This window comes from Vallitalea sediminicola (genome assembly GCF_054408565.1).
On the sequence record NZ_BTPT01000046.1, the window covers coordinates 23,599 to 46,047 of the forward strand.

General features: G+C 28.5%; 16 protein-coding genes. 13 read left to right on the forward strand and 3 right to left on the reverse strand.

The window, feature by feature from the left end; translation table 11 throughout:
* Window positions 1–156: 156 nt before the first annotated feature.
* The 9 genes from ACX6CF_RS18545 to ACX6CF_RS18585 all read left to right on the forward strand — a co-directional run bounded on the left by ACX6CF_RS18545 (window position 157) and on the right by ACX6CF_RS18585 (window position 8,149).
* Entirely contained in the window at window positions 157–684 is a 528-nt protein-coding gene (locus tag ACX6CF_RS18545) for a hypothetical protein (RefSeq protein WP_458786858.1), read from the forward strand.
* A 72-nt stretch (window positions 685–756) separates the two neighbouring features.
* The gene (locus ACX6CF_RS18550) at window positions 757–975 is read left to right on the forward strand and encodes a hypothetical protein (RefSeq protein ID WP_458786859.1); all 219 of its coding nucleotides are present in this window, start codon (window positions 757–759) and stop codon (window positions 973–975) included.
* Window positions 976–1,426: 451 nt separating this feature from the next.
* Window positions 1,427–2,494, forward strand: coding sequence for a LytTR family transcriptional regulator DNA-binding domain-containing protein (locus tag ACX6CF_RS18555; protein WP_458786860.1), 1,068 nt, complete (start codon window positions 1,427–1,429; stop codon window positions 2,492–2,494).
* Window positions 2,495–2,661: 167 nt separating this feature from the next.
* Window positions 2,662–3,507 (forward strand): ABC transporter ATP-binding protein, encoded by an 846-nt coding sequence (locus ACX6CF_RS18560; RefSeq protein ID WP_458786861.1) that lies wholly within the window; start codon window positions 2,662–2,664, stop codon window positions 3,505–3,507.
* Entirely contained in the window at window positions 3,507–4,220 is a 714-nt protein-coding gene (locus tag ACX6CF_RS18565) for an ABC transporter permease (RefSeq protein ID WP_458786862.1), read from the forward strand. The genes ACX6CF_RS18560 and ACX6CF_RS18565 overlap by 1 nt, the downstream gene beginning before the upstream one ends.
* Before the next feature lie 92 nt (window positions 4,221–4,312).
* Window positions 4,313–5,542, forward strand: coding sequence for an NAD(P)/FAD-dependent oxidoreductase (locus tag ACX6CF_RS18570; RefSeq protein WP_458786863.1), 1,230 nt, complete (start codon window positions 4,313–4,315; stop codon window positions 5,540–5,542).
* 572 nt (window positions 5,543–6,114) lie between these two features.
* On the forward strand, window positions 6,115–7,329 hold the full coding sequence (locus ACX6CF_RS18575) for a DUF4179 domain-containing protein (protein WP_458786864.1): 1,215 nt from the start codon (window positions 6,115–6,117) through the stop codon (window positions 7,327–7,329).
* Window positions 7,330–7,415: 86 nt separating this feature from the next.
* Window positions 7,416–7,601: a hypothetical protein gene (locus ACX6CF_RS18580; protein ID WP_458786865.1), complete on the forward strand. Its 186-nt coding sequence runs from the start codon at window positions 7,416–7,418 to the stop codon at window positions 7,599–7,601.
* A 50-nt stretch (window positions 7,602–7,651) separates the two neighbouring features.
* Window positions 7,652–8,149, forward strand: a complete 498-nt coding sequence (locus tag ACX6CF_RS18585; RefSeq protein ID WP_458786866.1) for a hypothetical protein — start codon at window positions 7,652–7,654, stop codon at window positions 8,147–8,149.
* Between the two features lie 15 nt (window positions 8,150–8,164).
* Here ACX6CF_RS18585 and ACX6CF_RS18590 read toward each other — a convergent pair whose 3' ends face one another.
* The 3 genes from ACX6CF_RS18590 to ACX6CF_RS18600 all read right to left on the reverse strand — a co-directional run bounded on the left by ACX6CF_RS18590 (window position 8,165) and on the right by ACX6CF_RS18600 (window position 11,099).
* A complete protein-coding gene (locus ACX6CF_RS18590; protein WP_458786867.1) occupies window positions 8,165–9,286 on the reverse strand; it encodes a uroporphyrinogen decarboxylase family protein in 1,122 nt (373 codons plus the stop codon).
* Window positions 9,287–9,410: 124 nt separating this feature from the next.
* On the reverse strand, window positions 9,411–10,244 hold the full coding sequence (locus ACX6CF_RS18595; protein ID WP_458786868.1) for an AraC family transcriptional regulator: 834 nt from the start codon (window positions 10,242–10,244) through the stop codon (window positions 9,411–9,413).
* 27 nt (window positions 10,245–10,271) lie between these two features.
* Window positions 10,272–11,099 (reverse strand): AraC family transcriptional regulator, encoded by an 828-nt coding sequence (locus ACX6CF_RS18600; RefSeq protein WP_458786869.1) that lies wholly within the window; start codon window positions 11,097–11,099, stop codon window positions 10,272–10,274.
* A 179-nt stretch (window positions 11,100–11,278) separates the two neighbouring features.
* On the opposite strand from ACX6CF_RS18600, the gene ACX6CF_RS18605 reads away from it, so the two are divergent.
* The 4 genes from ACX6CF_RS18605 (at window position 11,279) to ACX6CF_RS18620 (ending at window position 22,415) form a co-directional block, all read left to right on the forward strand.
* Window positions 11,279–12,286, forward strand: a complete 1,008-nt coding sequence (locus ACX6CF_RS18605; RefSeq protein WP_458786870.1) for a uroporphyrinogen decarboxylase family protein — start codon at window positions 11,279–11,281, stop codon at window positions 12,284–12,286.
* Between the two features lie 226 nt (window positions 12,287–12,512).
* Window positions 12,513–14,327 carry a heme NO-binding domain-containing protein gene (locus tag ACX6CF_RS18610; protein ID WP_458786871.1) on the forward strand — a complete coding sequence of 605 codons (1,815 nt, stop codon included), beginning with the start codon at window positions 12,513–12,515 and terminating at the stop codon, window positions 14,325–14,327.
* Window positions 14,328–14,549: 222 nt separating this feature from the next.
* Window positions 14,550–17,303 carry a hypothetical protein gene (locus tag ACX6CF_RS18615; RefSeq protein WP_458786872.1) on the forward strand — a complete coding sequence of 918 codons (2,754 nt, stop codon included), beginning with the start codon at window positions 14,550–14,552 and terminating at the stop codon, window positions 17,301–17,303.
* A 204-nt stretch (window positions 17,304–17,507) separates the two neighbouring features.
* A complete protein-coding gene (locus ACX6CF_RS18620) occupies window positions 17,508–22,415 on the forward strand; it encodes an Ig-like domain-containing alpha-2-macroglobulin family protein (RefSeq protein ID WP_458786873.1) in 4,908 nt (1,635 codons plus the stop codon).
* Window positions 22,416–22,449: the final 34 nt, after the last annotated feature.

Consider the following 22,449-nt stretch of genomic DNA (forward strand, 5'->3'; position numbering starts at 1 on the left):
CCTTAATTATCTCATTTAACTATATATAGGCTATAATAACATTAAAAATAATTTAACGACAACATATGACAGAATTTTTCTTTTATTTATAGTATAATTTATTTATTGTATGCATACAATAAATAAATTATACTACTAATGAAAGGAAAAAAGTTTATGAAAAAAATAACATGCTTAATTTTATCCATTTTGATTACAATGGTTGTAACCTCCAATACATATGCTGCTAGCAACTCCTTTACACTTCGTAGTGTTGTAATACCAAGTGGTGGAGGAGGATCAGATTTACCAATACCTATAGTACAAATGGGTGGTGAAATTGTAAAGCATATAGGTACTGTAAAGCATACATTTACAGCAGAAGAAAGTCGTAATGCCGAAATTGCTGAAAGTACTGCATTAGCTTTACTTGGTGCACTTAGTGGAGGAACAGCTTACTTATTAACTATTACAAGAATAATTACTAAATATAAAACAGTAAATGTTAGTGATATTGGTGGAATATATACAAAAAAATATTATGTTAGAGTAATATTAGACCCTAGCCAAAGACATTTGAATGTTCCAGTACCTTATCAATTTAAGTGGGTTACTATATTCTATGATAGTCCTACAATGAGTGATGATGACATTGTATATACACAATCTATGAATGATGGTTCTCCAAGGTTAGCATCTAACTAATAATAAATATATATAAGGAAATAGCAAAGTGAATATTTCCTTATATTCTACTCATATATGGAAGGTGTTTGAATGAATAATAAAAAGATAATAGTAAAAAAAATAATTGATTCAGCTATTATATTTGTTTTTGCCATATTATTAAACAGAAGACCTGAATTAATAGAATTAGGAAACGAAAAGACAAATTTTTATTGTCATATATTAATATATTCGTTAATAATTATTGTGTTTTTGATAGTTAATAGTTATATATTTAAAAGAATAATGAAAAAATATGAGAAAAGATAAAAGTCTCTTTAGGTTAACGATAGCGTTTAAATGACTCATTTTGTATAATTATTAATATTACATAAAGTATTAAAATATTCTTGAGATATATAACACTTTTAACTAATAAAACAACCAATAGCAAAACTACAAGTTATTTTAAAATTTATTTTACTATAAACATTAAACACATACTGCTTATAAGTATCTTCAGGAAATTTTGGCAATTATTTTTTTAAGTAGTTTTCTCGAAATTCAACACAGCTATTCTTGAATAACCCTTCTTCTTAGATTAAATAATGATATAAACTCACTCATATATGTTTTTTAATGATCCATGAGAAACATCCTAAAAAGATTTATTTTCTGACTTATCTGCAATAAATTCAATCATTAGTTTTCTTTGATTTTCTTTCGATTTACAGATATAATAAGTGATGGTTTATCCTAACTAAGGAGGAATTAAATACATATGAATATATTAAAGTTCGAAGGAGTATCCAAAGAAGATAAGAACACAACATTGATTGATGATATATATTTTACACTGGATAAAGGACAGAGCATCACTATTAAATGTACAGAAGAAATAGCATTGACTATGATAGATATGATTCTAGGAAATATAATTCTATCAAAAGGAAATATCTTATTAGAAGATATGACACCGAAAGAATATATGAAGAACAACAAACAAAATATAGCAGTAATATATAAAGAAGAAGGATTCTATGAAAGATTGAATATCATAGATTATCTAAAATTTTTTCATGGACTATATAATTCTGCTACTGATTTAGAGGATGTAATGACTAGATTCGCTTTGTTGGACATTGCTAAGAATAAGATTGGTTCTCTAACTTACTCTGAAAAAAAACGTGTAAGTTTTGCAAGAGCTTTTATTAGTGTGCCCAATATATTATTAATTCAAGAACCTACCCTTAATCTTGACCGACAGAGTAATCGTATCATTAGAGAAAATATAATCTATATGAAATCATTAGGAATAACCATATTAGCTTTTTCTATAGCTCTTGAAGATACGATTTTATTAGATGGAGATTCTTATATATTGAATGAGAACGGATTGAAACCTATAGAAAGCGAAATTGACAATGAAAACGATAAACAAAAACAAGCACCAGATGAACTACGAAAAGAAACAGAAAGCAATGAAACGAATGAAATGGAATTACCTAATATAAAAATAGATAAAATACCAACGAAAATAGATGATAAGATAATATTATTTAATCCTATGGAAATTAATTATATAGAAACTCTGGATGGATGTTGTTATATTAATGTAGGAACAGAGAAATTTCAATGTTCATTGACACTTAGCAATTTGGAAGAAAGATTAAAACACATAGGATTTTTTAGATGTCATAGATCTTACTTGGTTAATCTTCAGAGAGTAAGAGAAGTCATTACGTGGACAAGAAATAGTTATAGTCTCATATTGGATGATAAGAATAAAAGTTCCATACCATTGTCAAAAGGAAGAATGGAAGAATTGAAGCAGATACTTAATCTATAATTAGATTCATTCAGAGAAGTATATACTCCATTTAGCCTTTTACAGTATAATTTTAACCTGAAAAATGCATATTTCAACATTAATATCACTCCTTTCACGGCAGATTTGTAGTGCTAAGCCCAGTAATCTGGCATAATGTGACTTAGTTACAGAAAGGAGCAATATTCATGGAAAAAATTATAGAAATGAACAACATTGAAAAACATTTTAAACAAAACAGGGTGTTAAAAGGAATAAATTTTTCAGTAGAACAAGGTGAAATTTTTGGATTTCTTGGTCCAAGTGGAGCAGGAAAAACTACTACTATAAAAATATTAACAGCTCAGCTGATACCATCTAGTGGAGATGTAAAATTGTTTGGTAATAATATCAAATCAATAAAAAATAATATATTTCAGCAAATAGGTATCCTGTCAGATAACAGTGGAGTATATGAAAGACTTTCAGTACAAGATAACCTTAAGATATTTGCAGATGTATATAATGTAGATAGAAAACAAGTTGACATAATATTGGAGAGGGTTGACTTGTTAAAAGATAAAAAGAAAGTAGTAAAGAAGTTATCTAGAGGAATGAAACAAAGACTTATGCTGGCAAGAACGTTCATACATAAACCAAAACTACTATTTTTAGATGAACCAACATCAGCACTTGATCCAGGAACTGCTAATGAGATACATAAATTACTTCTTGAACTAAACAAAGAGGGTACAACAATATTCTTGACAACCCATAGGATGGAAGAAGCAGATAAATTATGTAATCGTGTAGCCTTTTTGAATAATGGAGAGATAGTTGAGGTAGGAAATCCAGAAAAACTGAAATTACGATATGCCAAGGAATCTATAGAAGTGTTATTGAAAGATAATAATGAGAAAGTTACTGTTAGAAAAGACACAGATGGATTAGATAAGATAAGAAGATGGATGTCAGAAGATAGATTGTTGACTATTCATTCAAATGAACCTAATCTAGAAGAAATATTTATAAGTTTGACAGGGAGGGAATTATAATGGGATTTTCTATTAAAAGAGTTAATACATTAGTTATAAAAGAAATAAAAGATTTATTAAGAAATGTAAATGTATTTGTAGTAAGCTTAATACCTTTGGTAGGTGCAATATTTTTTAGTCTGATGAGCTCTGAAAAAACATTTAACACACAAGTATTATCTTTGATATTTGTTATGAATTCAACTTTGATTACACCAATGACCATGGCTATGCTTATAGCAGAAGAAAAAGAAAAGAATACTTTAAGAACACTAATGCTTTCTACAGTATCTCCAATGGAATTTTTAATAGGTAAGGCTATTGTAACATGGATACTTGTTGGGATAACTAATATAGCTATATTTTTTATTCTAGAAACGCCAATTCAATATTTACCCATGTATATTGTAGTAGCATTTTTAATATCCACTATAATGATATTAATCGGTGCTATAGTTGGTATTCTATCCAAAAATGTAATGTCATCAGGAACTAACAGTATGCCTGTTATCCTATTATTCTATTTTATTCCTACATTAGGTGCGGCTAATGAGACATTAGGAAATATTGCTAAACTATTACCAACATATCATTCACAATTATTAATGAATGATATGTTCAGTAATGAAAACATATTTTCCATAGGTAAACAAAATTTTATTGTATTATTAATTTGGATTATAATATCTTTTATTGGTTTCACTATGATATATAAACGTAAAAGAATTGATTGATAAAGTATATGCTTATTTACTAAACATGCATAATTAAAAAACATAATGAAAATAATATTGTTAGTAAAAGTATATTTTTTGGAGATGAAACTATGAAATTAGTAGCAGGTGACATGATTTGGACTAATCTGACTAAAGTACCTAATAAATATCCATATCTAAGTGAAAATATAGAATGTGATGCCCTAATAATCGGTGGTGGAGTAACTGGAGCAATTATAGCTTATTATCTAACTAAAGAAGGTATAAATACGGTTTTAGTGGATAAAAACATCATCGGTTATGGAAGTACTAGAGCATCAACAGCCATATTGCAATATGAAGTTGATACCGACCTATGGGGATTATCACATATGATTGGTGAAAAACAGGCTGTTGAATGTTTTAAACTCAGTGAAAAAGCAGTTTATGATATAAGAGATATTGTTGATACATTAGAAGATAATTGTGACTTCCAGTTGAAGGAATGCCTATACTATACATCCAATGCATCACATATTGCCCCATTAAAACAAGAATATGATATTAGAAAAAAATATGGATTTGACGTTGAATTCTTAGATGAAGATAGTGCAAAAGATAAGTTTTCTTTTTCACTTGAAGCAGGAGTATATTCTAAATCAGGAGGGGCATTGATTAATCCATACAAATTCACTAATGCACTCATAAAAGAAGCTGTGAAAAATGGGCTTACTATTTATGAGAATACAGAAATCAATAAGATGAAGTGCCAAGATGACCATGTATTATTGGGAACTCCAAATGATTTTAGCATTAAGGCAAAGAAAGTTATTATGGCAGCAGGATATGAAAGCAAGAAGTATATAAAAGAAGATGTAGTTAGTTTAACAAGAACATTCAACCTTGTTACAAAACCCATAAAAGAATTTTATGGCTGGCATAATACTTGTATATTCAGAGATGATAATGATCCTTATATATATCTAAGAACAACAGCTGATAATAGAATAATAATAGGCGGAGAAGATGAAAAAGTAGGTAAAGAGAGTAGCAAAATGTCAAATCTAACTAATGAAGATACGGTTTCCATCAAGAAATATGATATCTTATTAGAGAAGCTCAAAGCTTTTTTTCCAAATATAAAAGATATAGAAGTAGAATATAAGTTCAGTGGTCTATTCGGTGTCACTAAAGATGGGCTACCTTATATAGGAGAATATCCACAGATGCCTAATTTCTATTTTGCCTTAGCATATGGGTCTAATGGCATTGTCAATGGTATTCTTTGCGGACAGTTGATAAAAGATTTATATCTGAATAATAAAAGACCAGAATTAGATTTATTCAAATTCGAAAGGTAATGAAATAGAATTATTTGAAATAATTTCTAATATATATTAGAAGCTAAATGGTCATTATAATATTATCGAGTATATAATGGTTGAGCTAAGAATTGAATATGCTTTATATAGGTATATTCAATTCAACTGAAGATAGTATATAGGTACAAGCTTATGTATTGTCGGAAGGAAGGTTTTATGTGGTTAACAATAGTTTTATTATAGTCAAATTTATTTGATTGTAATGAGGCTAGGTATTATCATATAGTGCCGAGCAATAATCATATGTAGTGCTTATATTGGTTATATATAGCCGAGAGGTTATATATTGCTGGTATAGTATTATATATGGTTGAACGAACCATCAACTTGGGTGATGAACTGTTGAATTATGGTCCCATATCATAGTTTGGCAAGCAGTTATCTTAGCTGGTGCAAGGTAAATCATTATATACTCGGTTTTTAAATAATGTATTAACTCTGCTTTTGTTTTCTATGAAAGCTTTTTTGTGATGAAGTTACTTTAATCTAATAACGTTATATGTTATACTTTAATTCAATAATTTGAATAATTTAATAAGGAAGGTATTTAGATGAAGAGGCATAAAAGGAAAATATTAGCAGTATCAATGATAATAATATTTATTATTATAGCAGTTTTTATTACTAATAAAAAGGATGAGAGTTTTGAAGTAAGATACGGTATAACTGATAGAGGCGTCAAACAAGCTATTAAAAACAATTATATACAGGATGTAGATATATCTGAAGAACATGATGGGATAATAGTTACTGCTGATAATATTATAATTGATGGTAGTAGAATATTGATTTTTTATAATATAGAAAGTAATATACATAGAGATTCATATAAATATCTAAGTAGTGTAACATATAATATTATGGATGAAAATGGTTCTGAAATACCAGCTATTTTGGAAATACCTGATTATAACTTTAATTTAGACACTAAGAAAAAATTATATAGTCACTTTGATATGATTTTATCACCACAAATTGATATACCTTCAAACATACAATTAGACATTAACTTAAAAGTAGCTACACATAGCTCCAAAAGTAATAATAAAGGTTATTCGAATAAATCAGTAGAATTACCATATAAATGGAAGATGAATATACCCATTGACAAAAAAATATTTGATAATAAAAAAAGAGTTTATGATCTGGATAAGAATATTGAAATTGAAGGACAAAAAATTATAATAAATAAGTTAACAGTGTATCCAACTGCTTCTCTTTTAGATATTAGTTTCGACCAGAATAATACTATGAATATTCTTGGGTTGCAAGATTTTAAGTTAGTTTCAGATGGAGAGGAATATAATAATGGTATTGATGGTGTATCAAGTTCAATAATTGATGGTTATAACAGGGTATTATATTATGAAAGCGATTATTTTGGTAATGATAAAGAGATATATATAAAAGGTAGCGGAATAAAAGTTATTGATAAAAGTAAAGCTGATATTATTGTTGATGTCGAAAATAATAAACTTCTGAAATCTCCAGATGATAATTTGGAGCTAGAAGAGATTGATAACTACAATGATTCTTATAAGATAATATTGAAATATACTGATAAACCTTTTGCATTGGCTAGTATTTTTACAGATGCAGACGGAACTATTTTTGATTTTGAAAATGTTGCTCATAATTTGAGAGAAGACTACATAAGAATTATATATCAAATATCAAATGATGTTAAATTTGTCAACCCTATAACTTTAAAAGTAAACGATTATCCTACAATGATTAATAAAATTTTTAAAGTTGATATTAATTGATTTCTAATTAGGCGTAGATCTAAACTGATTAAATAGCAACATTTTTGGCGAAAATATAAGAAACAAGCTACAAGAAGGTGAATAGTATGTTTCTTATATATGATAAGAAAACTAAAGAAGCAATAAGATGTCATGGTCCTAACAATGATTTCATGGATAGTACATCAAATGAGTTGAAAAAAGACCTGCATCTGAAAAATAATGAAGACTATATTAAACTTAATAAAATATGTATAGATGAGATGAGGAGCAAAGCCTTTGACAATCTATAGTTCTAATCCCTTTTGTTACTTAATATATTATAAGGACAAGGGGGGTTTTTATGTTTATATTCAATATTATAATAAGTAGTGAAATGATAAATAAAATGTATGGAGAGATCAATGTCATATATGATGCAATAAAATTCATATATAATTCTTTTTTTATTGTTATCAGTTTATTAGTTGCACTTTTCTCTTTTATATCTTATACAACTATAAAAAAATATCTACGTAATTTCATTGAAAAAGAACGAACAAAACTCATGTCAAATATGCTCGAAGATTTAGCAAATACCCAACAGATAATAGGTAAAGAATATCTTGGAGATCATAAATTTATAGATGGTATATACATATTTCCAGTTCTAAGTCACAAAATTAGTTTTACACCAAATCTCATTAATAAAATAATATTGACTCCTCTTGAAGGAGACAAAGTACTAGAGTATAGAGCATGGGTAAAAAAAGGACAATTATATATTAAATTCGATAATTTTGATCCAGATAAAGAAAAAGGAGTCAATTGGATAATATTATATAATTCCCATGATAAATAGAAAAAGTATGGCAAATTAGAATGCCATACGATCCCATCCTTTATTTTTTCCATTTAATGGTGGTAAACCTAGTATTTCTCTACTGGTATTAACATAATATATATAGTTTTCAAGCGGTGTGCCGTTAGGAATACGATGGTCCAACCCAAAAACCATTCCACCTTGTTGCATAAGAGGCTGCATTTTATATTCTAGTTCTTTTCTGATATCTTCTTTGCTTTTTCTTAACACATGTTTATCAATACCACCTTTGAAGGCAAGTCGATTTCCATATTTTTTTCGTAATTTAACAATATCCATACCTGCAGCAGGTTCTGCTGGATACATTACTGTAACACCACAATCCAAAAAAGCGTCAATAACTGCTTCCATATTACCATCACTATCTTGGCTGAAGATTTTAGTTCCTTTATTAGATAGCATATCCCAGATTTTCCTATAGTAAGGTTTAATGAATTCTGTGATAATATTAGGACCAATTAGAGAGCCAGATTTTCCAGCCATATCTTCGTGTATAGATAGATTATCGATTGTTACATGTTCACTGACTCTTTCTAATACTTGATAGGAAGTGGTGCAGATAGTATCAAGTATATCTTTCATAACCTCTGGTTGAGTGTAGTAACCTACACATAATTCTTCTTCCCCCATAAGTTCTCTAGCTTCATCGAATCCACCAGGTATTTCGGCTCTTACTAAGATACCTTGTTTCTGAGCTTTTTTTGCAGCTTCTACAGCATTCCAATCTATTCTGTCTTCACTGAATTCGTACATAGGCTTTATTTGCAACCAACTCTCCATGTCTTTTACAGGATAGTCCAGTGGTAATGGAATAGTTGCTTTACCTTTACATAACTTAGTTGTTCTACCTAAATTATCTTTTTGAATGATATGTTCATTAGTTTCTTCTATAATTTTTGGAGTTAAATTACTTATTCTAAATGTATTACCGCCACAGTTTATTTTTGGTACATAGTCCCAATCAAATCCAATCATATCAATTTGGTCTTGGGTAGCCCCTTGCTCACGCCATTCATCTTCAAGTCCTATCAATGGACCAAATAATTCTACAAACATCTGTTTTTTTACATTCCCAAAAGTCATTAATTCAATATATTCTTCTCTTGACCATTTCATAAAAAAGCCTCCAATATACTAGATATTTATGTTGTGTATTTATTATAGTATATTGAAAAAAGCTTTATATATCCATAGATAAAACAAATATAACATGGATTATTGTAATATAAATTTGTGTAGATTATTTTATGAATCCTTGTCTATATTGTGAAGGACTGCAACCTTCATATTGCTTGAAAACACGTGTAAAATAAAATTCGTCACTAAAACCAGTTTGCATAGCGATAGTTTTAATATGTAGACTAGTAGTAACAAGAAGATCTTTGCTATGTTCAATCCTAACTTGATTAATATATTCTATCGGTGTCTTATCAGTAATATTTTTAAATATTTTAGTGAAATGACCACGGCTAAGCTTAATCATAGAGCATAACTCAGATATTTTGATTGGTGTTGTGTAATGTTCATTTATATAATTGAGAGCTTTTTCAACTCGGGTTATATTAGCATAATTTGGTGGAGGATTCTTGAGGTCATATACAGCTTCGTAAATAAATTGTTGAAATAGTATTTTTAGTTTCCACTCATATCCTTTACGTTTTTCTATCCAGGTCTTATATAGTAGTTCAAGTGTTTGCTGGGTTTTTAGAGAGTGCTGTAATTGATTTACAGGGTTAAGGGGTAATCTATAGGGAGAATTATCTATTGTCCATTTACCATTATTATAATTTGTAATAGTAAAAGAAAAATGTACAGCTAAAAAGTGCATTGGAGGGTCGAGACAGGTCTTTCCTGAATGTACGAGATCAGGATAAAAGTAGAAAAGCATTCCAGGACGTACAGGATACTCTATTTCTTCAACAAAAAAACTTCCTTTACCTTCAAGGATTAATACTAATTCATGATCATATATTGTTCGTGAGGGAACACTCCAGCCTTCAAACCCTGTCCTGTCAATGACTGTACGAATATTTGGGACAATGTTTTCAAGGTTGTCATAATTTACTATCTTCATAATATTATCTCCTGACTATCATTTATTCTAACAAAAATGTAAAGGTGTCTTAGCATACTCTCGTGGAGTAATGCCTTTCACTTTTTTGAATACTTTACTGAAATAAAAAGGGTCATTATATCCTACTAGAGTTGAAGTTTCAGTAACTGAATAACCTATACCAAGGTATTCTTCAGCCTTTTCAATCCTTACCTTAGTTATATACTCAATAGGTGTATATCCTGTATGTTTTTTGAACAGGCTACCAAAGTATTTTGGATTAAGATCAATTAATGTGGAGAGATAATTGAGTGTCATTTGGCTGGCATAGTTTTTACGTATATAAACTATGACGTCATTTGTTTTTTTAATAGTATTGTCATTAGTATCTTGTAATAGCAATTGATTGTATAATTCATATAGGATATTAAGGAAAATGCTACGACATTTAAGGATATTATTATTTATTCCTTCTTCCCATACTGTTGAAAGATCTTCAAAATATTTATTTAGAATCCCTTTAGAGGGTATATGTGATTTATTATTAAAAGGTAATCGTTCAATATTATTAGTAACCCAGTTACCATTTGAAGACATAGCTTCTATAACTTGAAAATTAATACCAAAACAATGCATTGGGTTGGTTTGGTTTGTGGTATATCCGTATATTTCTCCAGGAGAATGATAAATCAACATACCAGAGGATAGTTTATATTCTTTGCCATTAGAATACGAGATACCTTCTCCAGAAACAACGTATAATAGATTGTGGAAATTCCTAGTTGCAATGGCAACAAACCAATTCTTATTACAGTATCTATTGGCTATATGTAAAAAATCAGGTATTAGATGATTAAGATTATTATTACTGTTCATAGTACTATCCCTGCCTTCATTATGGATATATTACATTTATTATAAAATATAATCTCTGACTATACAACATTCTTTTGCATCAGATATGGATATATTACATGTTTTATATCTATTCTACATGGAACTTTTTAATTAAATGAGTTACCATATGATAAAATGAAACGAAAAGAGGTTAAGTGATGAATAGTAGACAGATTATTAAAGATGTCATAGAATTCAATTCACCAAAAAGGATAGGTCTAGATTTTAATAAACCTCATCAGGATGATATAGAATGCATATCAGTAACAAAATTGAAAAATCATCTGTATGAAGATCAAATGGAGTGGGATTATTATGAAGATGTCCTAAGAGAAGTACCTGATTTCAAGGGAGAAGTAAGAAGAAATCCTTATGGTAATATTTATGGACGTTTTGAGGAAAAGACTAGTGGAGAATGTATTAAGGGAGTTTTGCAAGGAGGATGGGAATATCTTAATTCTTATAAGCTGCCACAGTATGATGAATCTTATGAAGATGAAGTTAAAAGGCTAATGAATAAGAACAAAGATAAATATCTATTAGGAATATTACCTATTGCTGTTTTTTCAACTATTAGAGATTTAAGAAAAATTGATAATTTACTTATGGATGTTATTTTGGAGAAGGATAATGTAATAAGATTATTAAGTAAAATAGAAGAACTGATTCTTAATTTAATTAATAAGGCAGGAATATTAGGATTTGATGGTGTTATTATCTATGACGATTGGGGAACTCAGACAGCATTGCTGATTAATCCTGTGCTCTGGAGAGAAGTATTTAAACCAATCTATGCTAGAATCGTTGAAGCGGTCCATAATCAAGGTATGCATTTATTTATTCATTCATGTGGATATGTGTATGATATTATTGAAGATTTTATAGAAATAGGTGTAGACGTATTGCAATTTGACCAACCAGAATTAGTTGGTATTAAAAAATTATCAGCTAAGTTTGGAGGAAGAGTAACATTTTGGTCGCCAGTAGATATTCAAAAGGTCATGGCAACTGGAGATAAGGAATACATACAAAATAATGCTAGAGATATGGTAACTTGCTTTGGAGGGTACGGAGGAGGATTCATTGCCAAAGATTATCCTACTTGGGAAGATATAGATGTGAAGGAAGAATGGGCTCAATGGGCTAGAGAAGTATTTGAAAGTTAAACTAGTTAGATAAGATATTTAGATTATTAATAAATTAAAAATCTCAGTGACCTTTCACATTAGTTCATGATATGAATCAATAAAAATAATAAATAATTTATTTTATATAAAAATATTGTGAAGATTATATTGTAATTTGTCAATTTCTGTTATAAAATTAACTATATGGAAATTTTTACAAATAACATTGAATATCAAATAATATAGATGTGAGAGGTGAAAATGAGTGAAAGGAACAGTCGTATCAACATGGATTAAAACATGCAGAAAACAATATGCAGAAAATATAATTAATGAAGCATTAGAAAATGTAGGATGGAAAGCTAACCAAACGTTTTCACCATTGGAGGACGTGGAAGATACAAGAGTTTTTAAACTTTTTTCTACTATAGCTTCAACAGTTAATGTTAGTGAAGACAAGTTATGGAAATTGATAGGTAAGGATAATATTAAAACTTTCCAACAAGATTATCCTGGATTTTTCCACCATGACAATTTATATCACTTTTTAAAATCAATGGATGATGTACATAGTGTTGTCATGAAAAGGATAAAAGGTGCAAAACCACCTAAATTGCAATTTGAAGCGATATCTAGTAGACAAGTTATTTTTACTTATAGTTCTAAAAGAGGGATGTTTGATTATTTCATGGGTTTGCTTGAAGGGGCAGCAGAATATTTTAATGAGAAGTTAAAGATTGAACAACTAGAGAAAAATGAAGGGCAACTAAAATTAAAACTAACTTTTGAAAAAGATATGCAATATAAGAAATCATATATCATGAATAAGATTTTATCATTTGGATTTATTAAAGATGTACATTTGAAAATATCAATATTCACAGCTATTCTGAGTGGATTATTTTTACAATTGGTTCTAGTATTCTTTAATGTTAGAGAATCACATGTGTTAACTACTGTTAGTATAATAGCGATTAGCCTTTTTTCGGTTTATTTATCATCTAAGATACTGTATAGACCCTATAAAGAGATAATAAAAGAAGTTAAGAATTTTAGTGATAAGAATTATACAGTACTGACCAAAATAGAAACGAAAGACCAATTTGAAGAGATATTCAATGAAATAAATACTTATAAAACTAATATAAGAAGGGATTTTGTTGGGTTTAAAGGATTAGTAGATGAAATGAACACATTTACTAGTAGTATTTCAAAATTTGCGGATAAAATGAATAATACTTCAGATGAAATATCTGATGTAGTTGAGCAGTTAGCAACAGCAGCGGTTAGTCAAGCTGAAGAGACGGAACATTCTATATACACCTTGAATGATAATGTGAGCCAGATCAACAATATTGCTGGCGAAGAACAGAATAATAAGGTTGAGTTAGAAGGTTCAGTGGATCAAATAGATAATAGCTTTAAAGAAGTAAAATCAACAGCTACAGAAATCAATAAGTTGTCAGAACGTTTTAAACAAGTACAAGAAAATGGATTGAGGTTAAAAACTAAGGCTGAACAGATTACAGAAATTGTTTCCATAGTATCAGCAATCTCAGGTCAAACTAATCTTCTTGCACTTAATGCATCAATAGAAGCGGCTAGAGCTGGTGAAGCTGGTAAAGGATTTGCAGTGGTAGCTGATGAAGTAAGAAATCTTTCAGAAGAGACTAATGACGCAGTTGAAAAGATTAAGAATAATCTTAGCGAATTTGTTAGTGAGATTGAAAGATTAGTAGAAGATGTTGCTGGACAATATAATGTATTGGTTAAAGAAAATTCCAGTTTAGGAGAAGCGGTTGAAGCTTCAAGTACAGCCAATAGTAATATCAATGTGGTTGCAGATAAAATGATAGATACATCAAGAAGATTAGAAAATGAAGCTAACTCAATGTCCAAAGTCTTCGAGAATATAGAATCATTAGCGGCTATAGCTGAAGAAAACTCAGCTTCTGCAGAAGAAGTTAGTGCTAATGTAACAGACTATACTGTACATATAAAAGGTATAACAGATAATATAAATACTTTTAAAGAGATGACTTTAGATTTTAAGGATGAAATATCTAAGTATAGAATATAAGTTATATATAAATAATAATTACTCTCACTAGTAAAACTGGTTGAGAGTATTTTTTTTATAACTTTATACTTTTTATATATTTTAATTAATATTAATTAATAAATATTTAAAATAATATGCAACATAATCTTAATAAATTATTGGTATTATATATTTGGATAAAATGATTTTAAACTAATACATAATATAATTTAAGTAAGTCGAAAGGAATGTACTAAAAGCATGAAAAAATTAAATACAACTATGATAATAATTACTGTTCTAGCTATATTTTTTACAGGTTGTTCCACTAAGGATAAACCAATCTCTAATACAGAAGAACAACCTGAGCAGGAGGCTGATGTAATAAGAATAAGTGATCAAGAATTAAGTATTGATACTAAAAAATTCAGTGAAGTTGATTTTAATATTACTAATGAATTTCCAGAACAAATGATTTATTCTAATGTAAAGTTACCAGATGATTTTACAATACAAGATGTTGTAATTAAGAAACATGGTGGTATTGATTGGAATTATTCCAGTTATATTTGTTCTTTTCAATTACTGATAGGGGATAAAAAACAAGCTTTGTTTTCATTTGGTAAAAATTATTATTGTGATAATGAAGATGAAGATGATGAGAGTATTTTAATTGATAGTAAATACAGTTTACAGTCAGGTTATCTAGGATGGGATAAACATATTATTTTATTATCCTATGATAATGAGCTAGGAGAAATATGTTTTGATTGTAAGGATTATTTTAACAAATCAACTGTTGACTATAAATTCAACAATTACAGTGATGCAAGTAATTTTAAGCTTATTTCAGCTGATATAACATCTTTTTACTTAATCTATGACAAAGAAGATACAAAATATATTGATACATATTCATTTGGTAAGGAAGGAATAACATTTATAGAAAAACAGCAGTTCAAAGATGATGTAGTTGATATTTATGAAGATGAAAATACAATATTCGTTGAGTATGAAAACGAATATAAACATTATATAGCTATATGTAATAGATTGTTTGCTGTATTAGATGTCATTCAATTAGACAGTAAGATAGACATTGATTCATTTGGATATATTCTTGATGGAAACAAAAAATGTGAGCTGAAACTCTATACTAAAAAAGCTGATAAATTATATGATGTGGGCATACCTATATATAATAATTACTCCAAGTTATATTCATATACAGTACTAATAGATCAAGAGCCTAGTTATAATGAAAAGTATGAACATCATTATATCATCAATGAAGGATATTGGATTTTTGATAATGGTTCTAATGTTGAAGAAGAAAGATTATTAGATGGTAATTACGGTGGGACTAATTATTTCTTGTTAAAGAACGGAGATATAGTCAAGAGTAATTCTGAATATGATGTATGTCATTTGTTAGAAAAGCCATATAATGCTGTTAGTAGATTCATGAATATTGATGATTACTATGTTGGATTAGATGGAAATGATGAAATCTGTTATATTGATGAAGAATATAAAAATAGAGTTATTAATAATGATTTCATAGGTGAGAAATTGTCCTTTGATAATGTAATATTTAATTCATTTGATGAAAGTATAACGTACATCAATAAAGAAGAAAAGACTATATATACCATAACTAAAGATGGAGAAAGAAAACTTGATACAATTATTCCAGATGAGATTTGGGAAGATGCATATAAAGAACAGAATAGCAACCATTTAAGAATGGGGTATGATGAAAAAGGAATAGGTATCATTGAATTCCATAGTTTATATTATTATGATTATAGCAACAAATTATGGAGTACTGTAAAAACAGATGTAGATATTAGTTACGACCCTAGTTATGGATATACATGTAGCGATGTGGATGGTTCATATATATTTGATACGGATAAATATATTTTTAAACCTTATTATATTAATAAAGCAGAAATATATAACAATATGATTATTGACGATATGTTATATGTTAATATATATCCTGAATATGAATGCGAAGATGTTATGAAAGATACTAATCACAAAGCCTTAGAATCAGAATATGTACCACTAGAGACTCCTAATGGAAATTATCGTTTAAGTGATTATAAGATGGCAGATAACCATAAAGTTTTTAAAGAATATAAAACCAATTCTCTATATAGTTTTGCAAAGAATAAATGGAATAAAATTATTTCTGAGCCAGTAAGATTATATAGTATCTCAGATAAAGGAATTTTATATACTGGATTTGAAGATAAAGCATATTTATATTATTATGATTTTAATAATGAATCTACGATAACATTATATAATGATTCTTATGTAAGTGATTTAGAATTAATAGGTGATTATGCTTATTTCAGATCGCTTGATGATTATGTATTAAACAGAATCAAACTAGAAAATAAAATGATGGAATCTATTAAAATCGATAAATCAAGATTGCAGTTTGAAGCATCAAATAACTATATGGCTATTGATGCAGAAGGAGATAATAATATAAATATTATTGACTTGAAAAAATTTGAGATAATTGATAAAATTGAAGGCTCAGATTTTAAATGGAATGAGGACTATCTATTCTATGATTGTAGTGGATACTTAGTTAAATACGATCCATCAAGTAAAGAAAGTATAATAAATGATAAGATTACGTATCCATCTATTCAAGCAATACATAATAATCATATTTACTTCTTGATTTGTTATGATGGTCCAGCCCCATTAGCAATGATGTCTATTGATAAAGTATATAAATTAGATGAAAGTGATAAAAAAGCAGATTATTATTTATTATACAGTGAAACAGATTATTATGCTCATCTATTAATATATGATAATAACAAGAAGAGGCTAAAATCATTAGTCAATGATGAAAAGATAACTTATGAAGTAAATGAAAATGTAATAAGATTCAAAGGAGATTCTTATGATACTAAGGGTAAATGGCAAGAAGTAATTGTCCAAGAAGGAACAAATATAAAAATATCAACTCCTAGTTATGAATAATAATTAAATAAAATATTAAAAATTATTAGCTTTAACTTAACAATTTGTGATAAGTTAAAGCTAATTGTTAATATTTAGTAATAGTAATGTAAATAAATATATGACATATTCTTAATAAATTATTGCTATTATATATAAGATATGTTTTTAGACATTACTTAGTATATCTTTAATGGATATAAAATAATTGTAAGGAGTTTATTTATGAAAATTAATAATATCAAGAAGTTGAAAGATATGACCAAAAAACAGAAAATAACAGCTAGCATTTTGGCTGTAGTTGTTATAGGTATTATTGTGACAAGTACAGTTTTGTTGTCAGCTAACAGTAATAAGCCTGATAAAGATTTAGCAGATGATAATGTTAATAATAAAGTAGAAGACGTGAATGTAGTTGAAGATAATACTCAAGATATAGAAGAAAATACGGATATTTTAGTTGAATCTATGTCAAATACTCTATATGGTATTAATACAAAACCAAAATTAAAAGTAACTTCTAAAACTCCTATGAGAGAGGATAGTATAAAGAAAAATTTGAGTTTCAGTCCTAATCGAAAATATGACATTGAAAAAGTAAGCGATAAAGAATATATTCTATCAGTGAATACTCCTTTTGAAAATAATGAAATTGTAAAAGTAACTTATAATACTAAGGAAGAAGAATTAGGATGGGCTTTCCAAACAGTGAAAAAATTTGCTATAGCTTCAACTCACCCAGCAAAAGAGGGCTATAATGTGCCTACAAATAGTGGTATAGAAATACAATTCACCAAAGATATAGGGGAACACAACTTTGACCAATATTTTGGGATTAAGCCATCGGTTGAAGGTAAATTCAAATATGAAAAAGATAAAATCATATTCGTTCCAGATAAAAAATTAAAAGAAAGAAAAGAATACGAAGTAACCATTAAAAAAGGATATAGTAACGATACAGAGACTATAAACGAAGATTACACATTCACGTTCAAGACAGATGGACATAGTTTTAATGATAAGTATCTTAACTTATATGGTACTACCGAGTCTATTACATATATGAAACCAAATGAAACTCAGATGCTTTCTTGTTATGCTAATGGAGATGTTGAGGAAAAAAAGATTGGTATTAGTATATACAAATATAAGGACAAAGAAGATTTTGTAAAAGGTTATTATGATAGAAGTAATTTTGATATAGATAAATATGATTCCAGTTTAACTGCAACTGAGAATTATACATATGAGGTAACAACTAAAGATTTTGGATATGAGGATGTTATTGAATTACAACATCTAGATGAAGGTTATTATTTTTTAAAAGCCAAGTATTATGATTCAGTAGATTATATGTTCATTCAAGTATCTCCTTACAATGCTTATACAGCTGTTGATCGTGATAAGATAATGGTTTGGATGGTAAATGGAGAAGATAGTGAATTGGTGAACGATGCAGATATAATAATTGGTGATAAAAGTATAGGTAAGACAGATGAAAATGGTTTTGCATTAATAGATAAAAAACAGGAATACAGTGATGATGTACTAATGGAATTAAAAGCAGATTCAACTAATCCATTGGTTATTCCTTTGGTAGTTAAGGATTACGATAAGGACCCTAATTGCTATTATTGGTCATATTTATATTTTGATAGAGGCATGTACTTGCCAACTGATGAAATAAATGTATTCGGTTTTGTACAAAAAAGAGATGGTAAGAGTGTTAAAAATATTAAAGTGGAATTATTAAATGATAATAATACCATAATGGCAGAAAAAGAAGTGGAGTTAAGTAATATAGGTACTTATCAAACAAAATTCAATATAGATAATTATCTTGATAGTTATCTAAGAGTAAGGGTAATTGTTGATGATGATTATGAGATTGAAAATGATTATATAGACATTGCTAGATTCGAGAAACCTACATATAAACTAGATACTTCTCTTGATAAAGAATTCATTATGATGGATGATACAGTTACATACTCAGCAGATGTTTCTTTCTATGAAGGGACACCAGCAGCTGATTCACATATATCTATAGAATCAAATGGATTCAGTTTGTTAGGTAAAGAAACAAGTTCCAGTGAAGAATATATGTGTAATGATAAGGGACAAAAAGAAGTGGAGTTAACGCCTTATCTTGATACAATTAGATGGGACCCTAGATTTGTTGACATACGTACTAGATTTGATGGCCTAGATAAAAATTATATAAGGGATGTGTCAAGTGTCATCCTATTTCCTAGAGATATTATGGTAGAGTCTAAGGATAAAAAAATATCTGATGAAGAAGTAGAAATAACAGTTAATGTCAATGATATTGATATAAGTGATTTTAGTGGAAATCTAGAAGATTATGATTTATATAGAGGTGAGGGAATCCCCTCAAAAGATGTAGCAATAGAGATTATAGAAACATATTATGAAAAAATTTATAAAGGTAAAGAATACGATTACATAAATAAAAAAAGTTATGACAGTTATACATATGAAAGACATGATAACAATTTAGGTACTATAGATGGAATAACTGACGAGAATGGAGTATTAAGATTCAATTTTGATGAAATAAAAGAAAAAAGAGGATATAAATTTACTGTTAAAACTAAAGATAGTAAAGGTAGAGTAGTCGAACAGGAGCATTATTATTCAGAAGCCTATTGTGTTTATGATACAGGGAAATATATGCAAAGATATTCACTGAATAGAAATAAAGGCATGTTCAAGAAAAATGAAAACATGGAATTAACTATTAAGCAAGGTAATGAAAATATACCAGATAGAGATAATGATAAATCTTTATTCTTTATTTGTAAAGAAGGAATAGTGGATTATATAATCAGTGACGATACAACTGTCGATATGAAATACCAACAAAAATATATTCCTAATGGTACGATATATGCTGTATATTTTGATGGTAAATCATTACATACTGATTATAGTATGGAAAGATGGTTTGGCTATGATTATAAGGACGAAGAACTTAATGTGAATATTGAGACAGACAAAAAAGACTATAGACCAGGGGATAAGGTAAAAGTATCAGTCAAGGTAACAGATAAGGATGAAAAACCAGTTATTGCTGATGTCAATATAAGTGTAGTCGATGAAGCATTTTTCACTATTTGTGGAGATTCTACATGGGTATTACCTGATCTTTATAGAGATGTATTTTCATCAGGATTAACAAGTCGATTTCTAGCAGCTTATAACATATATATGGATTTTGGAGGAGCTGAATGTGGTGGGGAAGGTGATGCAGACATAATAAGAAGTAAGTTCAAGAATACAGCAGATTTTGTTACTATCAAAACAGATGAAAATGGAATAGGTACCAAGGAAGTTGAATTACCAGATAACCTGACTAGCTGGAGAATCACATGTACAGCTATAAACGATCAATTAAAAGCTGGAAAAGAAAAATATAATATAAATGCAAAATTACCATTTTTCATATCATCTCTAGTATATGATAGTTATATGAAAGATGATTACATCAATGCTACAATAAAAACAGGTGGAGCAAAACTTAAAAAAGATGATTCAGTAGAATTTACTGCTAAAATAGAACAAGAAAATGGCAAAGTAATGGAGGTTACAGAGACCGGAAAAGGTCATGATTATGTTAATATTCCTATTGGAAAACTTCCAGAAGGAAAGCACAAGATAACTATTATAGCCAAAACAGGTAATTATAAAGATGGTGAACAATACGATATTGAAATAAAAGATTCCCTTCATTATTTTGATGTTATAAAACAAGAAGACCTAAAAGAAGATATTAAAATAATAAGTAATGACCAATATGTTAATCTTACATTCCTTAATAAAGATTTATGTGAGTATTATCTTGGTTTACTAGATATTTATTATTCCAATTATAATGATAGAAGTGAATATATAATATCATCAAATCTAGCAGGAAAAGAATTAAACAATAAATTTGAGAAAGAGTTTGTATTAGATGAACCAAGATGTAAAGAATTCGTATCTTATAATGGATTGTATAGAGATTTTTCATATGGAAACAATAGTGCAGAGATAACAGCCGATCTAATATCAGTAGGCTTTGTAGAAGACAAAGAGAAACAGATAAATGGCTTGCTATTAGCGGCTAGAGATGAAGATAGGACGATAACAGAAAACATAGCGGCTCTATGGGGATTATCCATGTTGGATGAACCAGTATTATTGGAGACCAATGCATTGAATAATAAAATAATTAATGAAGATAAAACATTAAGTTTCGAAAAGATGTATTTGATGTTGACTTTTATTGAAAATGGAGAACTGCAGAAGGCAAAAGAAATATATAACCATATCAAGAATAATTCTATTAAACAAAAACATGAGATGTTATATATTGATGATAATGACACAGGTAAAAAATTTACAGCTATGATGATGGTGGCAGCTGTTAAATTAAACAACTTGGAAGATGCAAAAGGTATGTTTGCTTACCTACAACAGACAGGTGAAAATAAATATCCAACAATAACAGAAAGACTTTATTATCTACAGAACATGAAACCAAAAGAAGATAAAGCTTCTTTTAAATATGAATTAGATGGTAAAAAAGAGATTGTATCATTAGGAATTGATAGGTATCATTCCTTGGATCTAACACCAGAACAAGCAGAAAGCATTAAGTTTTCAGATATTAAAGGTAACGTGAGGGTAATAAAAGATTTCATTGGAACTGTCAAAGATATTGAAAAGACAGATAAATATAATATAGAAAGATGGTATTCTTCAGATAGCTCAGGCAAAGATATAAAACAAGGAGAGATTGTGACGGTCCATATTAGAGTAAATGTGTTGGATAACCGGTTATCATCATTTGTACTAGAAGATATTTTGCCTACTGGGTTGACTTTTATAGGAAAAACAAAGGCGAATTCTGATAAACTATGGGTGTGGGCGGATAATGAAGCTAGACGAACTAAGTTACATGTATATGTTGGTTCTAATTATAGGATGGCTGATGAATATAACTTCGAGATTACTTATAAAACAAAAGCAGTTCTATCAGGAGAATATATTGCAGAACCAATCATAATTAGAGATTATATGAATGATGAAATCACTTGTAGTAAAGATAATGTTGTAAAAATAAAATAGTTCAGGAAATATAATGTGTGTAATGAAGTAGTCA

Bases quoted from the DNA above. Each gene is read 5' to 3' on its own strand.
- ACX6CF_RS18600 (WP_458786869.1), bottom strand. From the start codon at position 11,099: ATGAACAGTAATAATAATCTTAATCATCTAATACCTGATTTTTTACAT.
- ACX6CF_RS18575 (WP_458786864.1), top strand. From the start codon at position 6,115: ATGAAGAGGCATAAAAGGAAAATATTAGCAGTATCAATGATAATAATA.
- ACX6CF_RS18605 (WP_458786870.1), top strand. From the start codon at position 11,279: ATGAATAGTAGACAGATTATTAAAGATGTCATAGAATTCAATTCACCA.
- ACX6CF_RS18570 (WP_458786863.1), top strand. From the start codon at position 4,313: ATGAAATTAGTAGCAGGTGACATGATTTGGACTAATCTGACTAAAGTA.
- ACX6CF_RS18580 (WP_458786865.1), top strand. From the start codon at position 7,416: ATGTTTCTTATATATGATAAGAAAACTAAAGAAGCAATAAGATGTCAT.
- ACX6CF_RS18545 (WP_458786858.1), top strand. From the start codon at position 157: ATGAAAAAAATAACATGCTTAATTTTATCCATTTTGATTACAATGGTT.
- ACX6CF_RS18550 (WP_458786859.1), top strand. From the start codon at position 757: ATGAATAATAAAAAGATAATAGTAAAAAAAATAATTGATTCAGCTATT.
- ACX6CF_RS18555 (WP_458786860.1), top strand. From the start codon at position 1,427: ATGAATATATTAAAGTTCGAAGGAGTATCCAAAGAAGATAAGAACACA.
- ACX6CF_RS18560 (WP_458786861.1), top strand. From the start codon at position 2,662: ATGGAAAAAATTATAGAAATGAACAACATTGAAAAACATTTTAAACAA.
- ACX6CF_RS18620 (WP_458786873.1), top strand. From the start codon at position 17,508: ATGAAAATTAATAATATCAAGAAGTTGAAAGATATGACCAAAAAACAG.
- ACX6CF_RS18615 (WP_458786872.1), top strand. From the start codon at position 14,550: ATGAAAAAATTAAATACAACTATGATAATAATTACTGTTCTAGCTATA.
- ACX6CF_RS18585 (WP_458786866.1), top strand. From the start codon at position 7,652: ATGTTTATATTCAATATTATAATAAGTAGTGAAATGATAAATAAAATG.
- ACX6CF_RS18590 (WP_458786867.1), bottom strand. From the start codon at position 9,286: ATGAAATGGTCAAGAGAAGAATATATTGAATTAATGACTTTTGGGAAT.
- ACX6CF_RS18565 (WP_458786862.1), top strand. From the start codon at position 3,507: ATGGGATTTTCTATTAAAAGAGTTAATACATTAGTTATAAAAGAAATA.
- ACX6CF_RS18595 (WP_458786868.1), bottom strand. From the start codon at position 10,244: ATGAAGATAGTAAATTATGACAACCTTGAAAACATTGTCCCAAATATT.